The 8,719-nt window shown below is 72.9% G+C and carries 5 protein-coding genes; 3 read left to right on the top strand and 2 right to left on the bottom strand.

Features of this window, described 5'->3' with window-relative positions:
- Window positions 1–605: 605 nt before the first annotated feature.
- On the bottom strand, window positions 606–1,805 hold the full coding sequence (locus tag ACJOT3_RS28800) for an ROK family transcriptional regulator (protein ID WP_406976268.1): 1,200 nt from the start codon (window positions 1,803–1,805) through the stop codon (window positions 606–608).
- 222 nt (window positions 1,806–2,027) lie between these two features.
- On the opposite strand from ACJOT3_RS28800, the gene ACJOT3_RS28805 reads away from it, so the two are divergent.
- The 3 genes from ACJOT3_RS28805 (at window position 2,028) to ACJOT3_RS28815 (ending at window position 5,314) form a co-directional block, all read left to right on the top strand.
- A complete protein-coding gene (locus ACJOT3_RS28805) occupies window positions 2,028–3,419 on the top strand; it encodes an extracellular solute-binding protein (protein ID WP_406976269.1) in 1,392 nt (463 codons plus the stop codon).
- A gap of 138 nt (window positions 3,420–3,557) precedes the next feature.
- The gene (locus ACJOT3_RS28810; protein WP_406976270.1) at window positions 3,558–4,394 is read left to right on the top strand and encodes a carbohydrate ABC transporter permease; all 837 of its coding nucleotides are present in this window, start codon (window positions 3,558–3,560) and stop codon (window positions 4,392–4,394) included.
- Window positions 4,391–5,314: a carbohydrate ABC transporter permease gene (locus ACJOT3_RS28815; RefSeq protein ID WP_406976271.1), complete on the top strand. Its 924-nt coding sequence runs from the start codon at window positions 4,391–4,393 to the stop codon at window positions 5,312–5,314. The genes ACJOT3_RS28810 and ACJOT3_RS28815 overlap by 4 nt, the downstream gene beginning before the upstream one ends.
- A gap of 144 nt (window positions 5,315–5,458) precedes the next feature.
- Here the strand turns inward: ACJOT3_RS28815 and ACJOT3_RS28820 are convergent, their stop codons facing one another.
- Complete coding sequence (locus tag ACJOT3_RS28820; protein ID WP_406976272.1) at window positions 5,459–8,452, bottom strand: alpha-mannosidase; 2,994 nt, start codon at window positions 8,450–8,452, stop codon at window positions 5,459–5,461.
- Window positions 8,453–8,719 lie beyond the last annotated feature (267 nt).

An 8,719-nucleotide genomic window follows, 5' to 3' on the forward strand; every position in this document is an offset into this window, starting at 1 on the left:
CGCGGGTGCCCAGGGGCAGGTGCGGTCCGATCAGGTCCCATTCGTCGTCGGTGAGGTCGCCGCGTGCCATGGGTCTGGTTTACCGGTTCGGGCCCTCGCCCGGGGGGCGAGTGCCCGAACCGTGATCAAAACCCAGAACAGGCCCTAAGGCCCCAGGGAAGGTGGAAACCCCCCGGGGTCGGGGCGGGAGGCCACGTGCGGCCCTCACCCCCTGCGGCGGGGAAGGTGAGATGCCCTCCGGCTGGGGTGAGGACTCCAAGCCAGGGGCAACCCCCTGCGGCGAAGGTCCCGGTACCCGCGGCCCTCACCCCCATAGGACCGGGAACGGAGGTGACGCCTCCACCAACCCCCTGGAACCGGAGGAACCGATACCTTCCCCGGACTGTGCCAGGGCCCCGAACGAGCACACCCTCACCCCCCACAGCGTTAACAGAACATGCGCGCACCCGACCGCGGGCACCCGGGCAGGTGGACAACCCCCTGGAGTTAAGCGGAGAACGCCACCGCGGCCTTCACCCCTTGGGGTGAGGGAGGCGCGATGCCCTCCGGCTGTGGCGAGGGCTCCAGGCCGGGGCAACCCCCTGGGGAGGAGGTCGCGGTACCCCTCACACACCCCCGACGGTGGGAGAGTACGACGAGTGCAGCACCAGTGAGGCCGCGCCGATGGCACCCGCGTCCTCTCCGATGAGCGAGGTCTCCACCCGTACCCGGCGCACCCCCCGCGCCAGCGTCCGCTCCGCGATCGCCGCCTCCAACGCCTCCCGGTACAGGTCGCCCACGTGCGGGACCCCCCACCCGCCCAGCACCAGCAACGGCACGTCGATGATGTTCAGCAGCGCCGTTCCCGCGTCCCCCAGCCGCCGCCCCGCCTCCGCGATGACGTCCAGCGCGACCGGGTCGCCCGACCGCGCCTCCCGGCACACCCGCCGATAGGCGGCGACCGTGCGCGCCTGGCCGCGTTCGTAGCCGTCTGCCGCCTCCCCCCGCCGCCGGGCGGCCTCGGCCGCCACCGCGTGCGGGGCCAGGTAGGTCTCCAGGCAGCCGCGGCTCCCGCACGGGCACTTGGGTCCGCGCGGGTCGACCACCACGTGCCCGATCTCGGCAGCGTTGCCGCTGCCGCCCCGGTACACGCGCCCGCCCAGGATGAACCCGCCGCCCACCCCCGTGCCCACGTACACGAACGCCATGTCCACCGCGCGCCGCTCCGCGCCCGCCCAGCGCTCGCCGATCGTGGCGGCGGTGGCGTCGTTGTCCAGGACCGTGGTGAGCCCGGTCCCCTCCTCCAGCACCTCCCGCAGCGGCACCGACCGCCACCCCGGCAGGTGGGGCGGGGTGACCGCGCCCGAGGTGTCGATCGGCCCCGGGGTGGCCACGCCCAGGCCGAGGATGCGGTCGGGTGCGGGCGCCTCCTCGACGATGGCGCGCACCGACCGGCACAGGGCGTCGATGACCCGCCCGGGTCCCTGTGACGACGGGGTGCGCCGCCGGGTGCGGGCGACGACGTGTCCGGCCAGGTCGGTGACGACGAGGGTGGTGGAGGCGGGGTCGATGTGCATGCCGACGGCGTAGTAGGCGTCGGCGTTGAGGCGCAGCACGGTGGCGCGTTTGCCGCCGCGCGAGGTGGCGCGGCCGTCCTCGCGGACCAGGCCGTCCTCCAGCAGGCGGCGGACGATGTTGGAGACGGTCTGGGCGGTCAGCCCGGTCTGTGCGGCCAGCTCCACTCGGCTGATCCCGTCGGCGGAGCGCACGGCGTCGAGCACGCGGCTCTGATTGAGCCCGCCGAGCCAGGCCAGGTTGGTGCCCATGCAGCCTCTCCCCTCCGATGTCGCGGTCCCAGTCGTGGTCCCACATGAGCGTAACCGCCCTGGAAGCACCGACTTACCCCATTGTCTTTATCCAAGCTTTTGAGTAATGATGTGTCATAGATCACCTCACTTCAAGACTCGCAGACCGTTCCCCTGGCTCACCTGGCCCACCTGGCTCAGCCACCGTCCACCCCGTCCACCTCATCGCCTCAGGAGCACACGATGAAAGGAACCGGACACCACACCACACGATCGGCGGCCGCGACCGTCGTCACCACCACCGCCGCGGCCCTCGCGCTGGCGCTCGTCGCCACCGGCTGCGGAGGCGGCGCCGCCGACCGGGACGAGAACACCGTCCGCATCGCCTACCAGAAGTTCGGCACCTTCATCGCGATGGACTCGCTGATGCAGAAGGTCAAGGAGGAGTTCGAGGCGGACAACCCCGGTGTCACCGTCGAACTCCAGGCCATCGAGGCGCCCGCCGAGGACTACCAGACCCAGGTCAACCTCATGAACGGCTCCGCCAGTGAGGCCCCCGACCTCATCTACCAGGACAGCTTCACCATCAACCAGGACGCCGACGCCGGGTACCTGATGCCCCTGGACGAGTACTTCGACGCCTGGGAGGACGCCGACCGGTTCAGCGTCCAGGAGGCGCAGGCCGTCACCTCCCTGGACGGGCAGCGGTACGGCGTCATGCTCGGCACCGACGTCCGCGGCCTCTGGTACAACTCCGAACTCCTGGACCAGGCCGGCGTCGAGACCCCCTGGGAGCCCGCCACCTGGGACGAGGTGCTGGACGCCGCCCGCGCGGTCCAGGACGAGTTCGGCGACGAGGTCACCGCGCTCAACGTCTACTCCGGCACGCCCGCCGGGGAGGCCGCCTCCCTCCAGGGCTTCCAGATGCTGCTCTCGGGCACCGAGGACGCCCTCTTCGACGACGACTCGCAGAAGTGGATCACCGGAAGCCAGGGGTTCACCGACTCCCTGGAGTTCGTGCGGACGGTCTACGACGAGGGCCTGGCCCTGGACGTGCAGGACGCCCTGGACGCCAACGTCGGCACCGTCAACAACGAGGAGCGCTTCCCCTCCGGCGAGATGGCCATCAGCCTCGACGGCTCGTGGGCCACCCAGTCGTGGATCCCCGAGGCCAACCGGCCCTGGGACGGCTGGGAGGACGTCATGGTGTTCACCCGCATGCCCACCCAGAACGGCCAGGGCGCCGGGGCGACCAGCATGTCCGGCGGCTGGGCGCTGTCGATGGGCGGCCAGGCCACGAACCCGGAGCTGGCCTGGGAGGTCATGACCTACGCCCTGTCCAAGGAGAACGCGGTCAAGTTCGCGATCGAGGGCGGCCAGATCCCGGTGCGCTCCGACGTCGCCGAGGACCCGGCGTTCCTGGACAACGCGCCCATGGCGGAGGAGTTCGCGGCGCTGGTGGACATCACCGGGTTCCGCCCGGCCTACAGCGAGTACCCGCGCATCTCCATCGCGGTCCAGGAGGCCATGGAGGCGGTGATGCTGGGCGAGGCCACCCCGGAGGAGGCCGCCGACCTGTACTCCCAGGAGGTGGAGGGCATCGTCGGGCCCGACAACGTCACGGGCGGTTCCTGAGCCGTGGGGACCGTGCCGATAACCCGCGCCCCCGGGGACCCCGGAAGCCCGCAATCCCCCGGTAGGGCGCCCCAGGGCCCGCCCCGGACGCGCGGCTCCCGTCGCGTCCGGGGCGGGGCCTCCCGCTGGGTGATCCCGATGGCCCCCGCCCTGTTCCTGCTGCTGGCGTTCTTCGCCGGGCCGATCCTGTGGACGGTGTGGGCCTCGTTCACCAACGAGGCGCTGACCGGGGCGCAGGCCGCCAACACCGAGTTCGTGGGGCTGGACAACTTCGAGCGGCTGGTGGGCGACCGCCGGTTCCGGCTGGCGGCGGTGCTCACCGCGCTGTTCCTGCTGGGGTCGATCCTGGGCCAGACCGTGCTGGGCCTGGCGCTGGCGCTGCTGCTGCGCCACCGGCACGGGGCCGTGCGCGGCGCCGTGGGCACGGTGGTGGTGGGCGCCTGGGTGGTGCCCGAGGTGGTGGCGGGGTTCGTGTGGTACGCGTTCCTGGAACGCGAGGGCACCCTCAACGCGCTGCTCGGCTCCGTCGGGGTCGGGGCGCAGAACTGGCTGTTCACCGCACCCCTGCTCGCCGTGGTCCTGGCCAACATCTGGAAGGGCACCGCCTTCTCGATGATGACCTACGGGGCCGGGCTGTCGGAGGTCCCGGCCGACCTGGAGGAGGCGGCCCGGGTGGACGGGGCGTCGGGCCGGCAGGTGCTCTGGTACGTGGTGCTGCCGCTGCTGCGGCGCACCATCGCGACCACGCTGCTGCTCATCACCCTCCAGACCGTGCAGGTGTTCACGCTCATCTACGTGATGACCTCGGGCGGCCCCGGTTCGCGCAGCACGACCCTGCCGCTGCTGATGTACCGGGAGGCCCTGTCCCTGGGCGACCTGGGGTACGGGACGGCGATCGCGCTGGCGCTGCTGGTGGTCGCCGGGCTGTTCTCGGTCGTCTACGTGCGGATGCTCAGCAAGGAGGAGCAGGCATGAGCGCTCTGAGACCCGGTGCGGACACCGCGGACGGGACCGGCGCCGCGGCGGGGCGGGCGCGGCGGCCGCGCCGGTCGTTCGTCGCCTCCGTCGCCTCGCCCGGCAAGGCCGCCGGGGCGGTGCTGGTGCACCTGATCCTGGGGGCGCTGGCGCTGCTGTTCCTGCTGCCGCTGCTGTGGATGCTGTTCGCGTCGGTGGACGGGGAGGCCACGCTGCGGGCCGGTCTGCCGACCGCGCTCACGCTGGACAACTTCCGGGCGATCCTCACCCCGGAGATCGTCTACCGGCCACTGTGGAACAGCGTGCTGACCTGCGGCGGGGCGGCGGTCATCACCGCGTTCTGCTCGATGCTGGCGGCGTACCCGCTGTCGCGGTACTCGCTGCGGTTCAAGCGGCCGTTCCTGTACACGGTGCTGTTCGCGACCGGTCTGCCGATCACGGCGATCATGGTGCCGGTGTACGGGCTGTTCGTGAACGCGGGGCTGCTGAACTCGCTGTGGGCCACCACCCTGTTCCTGGCGGCGAGCACGCTGCCGTTCGGGATCTGGCTGACCAAGAACTTCATCGACGGCATCCCCATCGCGCTGGAGGAGGCGGCCTGGGTGGACGGGGCGTCCACCTGGCAGTCCATCCGGTACCTGGTGGCGCCGCTGCTCGCGCCGGGGCTGGCGGTGGTGGGGATCTTCACGCTGGTGAGCACGTGGGGGAACTTCTTCGTGCCGTTCATCCTGCTGACCAGCCCGGACAAGATGCCCGCGGCGGTGCGGGTGTTCACGTTCTTCGGGCAGTACGGGTCGGTGCGCTACGGCGAGCTGGCGGCGTACTCGCTGCTGTACACGCTGCCGGTGGTGGCGCTGTACGTGGCGGTGTCGCGGGCCATGGGCGGCCGGTTCACCCTGGGCGGCGCCATGAAGGGCTGAGCGGCGTGAAGGGTCGAGCGGTGCCATGAAGGGCCGAACGGCCGAAGCCACGCGCAACGGGGGCGGGGCGCCCCGGGAGAGAGGTCCCGGGGCGCCCCGCGTGTGTGCGGCGGGCGCGGGCCGCCGGACCGGCGGCCCAGCGGCTCAGCGGCGCAGCCGCAGGGTGACGATCTGGAAGGGGCGCAGGGAGAACGCCACGTCCCCCTCCCCCGCCTCCAGGTCCGGAGCGCCCTCGTACTCCTCCTCCAGCAGGTCGACCGCACGGACCCCGGCGACCGGGAACCCGAAGCGGACGGTCGCGCGGGTGCGGGCGCCCAGCGACTCGTACAGGCGCACCACCACGTCGCCGGAGCGGTCGTCGGCGGGCTTGACCGACTCCACGGCCACCCCCGCCCCCTCCACCCGCACCAGGGGCTCGACCGTGCCGGAACCGCCGACCTCGCGCGGCGGCAGGTTCAGCCGGTACCCCTCGCGGACCGCGTCCGCCACCTCCGCCCCCGGCACCAGCGCGTACCGGAACCGGTGCTCGCCCTGGTCGGTGTCGGGGTCGGGGAAGCGCGGCGCGCGCAGCAGCGACAGGCGGACCGTCGTGGTGGTGCCGCCGTCCTCGCGCACGTCGCGGGTGACGTCGTGGCCGTAGGTGGAGTCGTTGACCAGCGCCGCCCCGTAGCCGGGTTCGGCCACGTGCACCCAGCGGTGGGCGCAGATCTCGAACCGGGCGGCGTCCCAGGAGGTGTTGGTGTGCGTCGGGCGGTGCACGTGCCCGAACTGGATCTCCGAGGCGGAGGACTCCGCGCGCACGTCCAGGGGGAAGGCGGCCTTGAGGAACTTCTCCCGCTCGTGCCAGTCCACGACCGTGTCCACGTCCAGCCGCCGGGAGCCGGGGGCCAGGGTGAGGGTCTGCACCACCGAGGAGTCACCGAAGGAGCGGGAGATCCGGAGGCCGTCGTCGACGGCCTCGATCCCGTCCACGCCGGTGAGGTCGGTGACGGTGTTGCGGTAGAAGGAGTCCACGTCCCAGGCGTCCCACTGATTGGGCAGGTCCTGGTGGAGCTGGAGCAGGTTGGCCGGGCCGGCCAGCGCCTCCCGGCCGGTCTCACGGTCGACCACGGAGGTGACCAGGCCGCGGGCGTCCACGCGGACGGTGAGCAGGCCGTTGTCCAGCAGGTACCCGCCGTCGGCCGTCTCTGTGGCGGTGTCCCCCTCGGGGGAGACCCGGGGCGCGGCGCCCAGGGCGGGGACGCCGTCGCGGTCGTGCGGGGCGGCGTTGAACTCGATCACCTCGTCGCCCGGGCCGACCAGCAGCCGCTGCGCCCGGTCGATGAGCGCGCCGAGTTCGGCCTCGGCCTCCGCGTAGGTCTCGGCGGCCTCCCGGTGCACCCAGGCGATGGAGCTGCCCGGCAGGATGTCGTGGAACTGGTTGAGCAGGACGGTGCGCCAGATCCGGTCCAGCGCCTCGTGCGGGTAGTCCGCGCCGCGGCGCACCGCCGCGGTGGTCCACCACAGCTCGGCCTCGCGCAGCAGGTGCTCGCAGCGGCGGTTGCCCTGCTTGGTGCGGGCCTGGCTGGTGTAGGTGCCGCGGTGGAACTCCAGGTACAGCTCCCCCCACCACACCGGGGCGTCCGGGTACTCGGCCTCCGCCTCGGCGAAGAACACCTCCGGGCGCTGGATCTCCACCCGGGGCGAGCCCTCCAGGTCGGCCAGCCGGGCGGCCCGGCCCAGCATCTCGCGGGTGGGGCCGCCACCGCCGTCGCCGTGCCCGAACGGGACCATGGAGCGGGTGGCGCGGCCCTTCTCCCGGAAGTTGCGGGCGGCGTGGGCGAGCTCGTGGCCGGTCAGCTCGGAGTTGTAGGTGTCCACCGGCGGGAAGTGGGTGAACACCCGGGTGCCGTCCAGGCCCTCCCAGCGGAACGTGTGGTGCGGGAAGGTGTTGGTCTGGCTCCACGAGATCTTCTGGGTGAGGAACCAGCGCGACCCCGACAGGCGGATGAGCTGGGGCAGCGCCGCGGAGTAGCCGAACGAGTCGGGCAGCCACACCTCCTGGGTGTCGATGCCCAGCTCGTCGCGGAAGAACCGCTTGCCGTACACGAACTGGCGGGCCAGGGCCTCCGCGCCCGGCATGTTGGTGTCGGACTCCACCCACATGCCGCCCACCGGCACGAACCGGCCCTCCTTGGCGGCCTGCGCCGCCCGCGCGAACACGTCGGGGCGGTGCTCCTGGAGCCACGCCCACTGCTGGGCCTGCGACATGGCGAAGACCAGCTCGGGGTGGTCGTCCAGCAGGTTGACCACGTTGGCGGAGGTGCGGGCGACCTTGCGCTTGGTCTCGCGCAGCGGCCACAGCCAGGCGGAGTCGATGTGGGCGTGGCCCACCGCCGAGAGCCGGTGGGCGGCGGGCGCCGCCGGGGAGGCCAGTGCTCCGGCCAGGGCCCCGCGGGCGCGTTCGGCGGTGCCGGGGACGTCCTGGAGGTCGAGCAGGTCCAGGGCGCGTTCGGCGGCGCGCAGCAGCTCCCAGCGGCGGGGGTCGCCGGGGTCCAGCTCGCGCATGAGGCCGCCGACGACGTCCAGGTCCATGGCCAGCTCCCACACCTGCTCCTGGAACACGGCCAGGTCGGCGCGGGCCAGCCGGTACAGGGGGGCGCCGTCCGGGCCGGCGGGGGCGGTGCCCAGGTCGGTGGGCTGGAAGGGCGGGTTGCCGAGGATGACGGGGTTGGCGGCGGCCTCCACGTGGAGGTCGACCTCGGTCCCGCCGCCGGGGAGGCGCACCCAGGCGTTGCGCGGGTTGAGGCCCTTGACCACCGTCCCGTCGGGGCGGTGGACCAGGCCCTCGGCCTGGAAACCGGGCATGTTCGCGTCGAAGCCGAGGTCGATGACGGCCTCGACGGTGCGGTCCGCCCACTCCTGCGGCACGCGGCCCCGGAACCGGAACCAGGTGGTGCCCCAGGCGGGACCCCAGGCGTCGCCCGCGGCGGCGGGGGTGTGGGGGGCGTTGATGCCCTCCGGGGCGGGGACGGGTTCCCCGGGGGCGTCCCAGCGGGACACCTCCAGGGGGACGGACGGGCCGTGGACGGCGGGCCATACGCGTTCGCGCAGGACCCTCTCCAGGCGCGCCTCGGTCAGCTTGCGGTCATCGTGCACGGTGGACCTCCTCGGTCACGTCCCTGGCCGACGTGCTCAACGTTGCCCACGTCACACGACTTCGTCAACACTCTGGATAAAGAGATTTGCGAAGCCCGCCCCGGATCCCGCCCCGAACGCCGCTCCGAGGGCTGCCCGGGAGGGCGCCGGGCTCCTACGATGGGGCGCATGCCCTCCCCCCTGCTCCCCCTGGGCCGCGCCGACCGTGGCGAGCGGCCGCGCCCCGCGCCCGCGCCGCGGCTGGCCATGGGAGCCGTCACGCTGGCG

The organism is Nocardiopsis protaetiae, assembly GCF_045446735.1.
GTDB classification, from domain to species: Bacteria; Actinomycetota; Actinomycetes; order Streptosporangiales; family Streptosporangiaceae; genus Nocardiopsis; species Nocardiopsis protaetiae.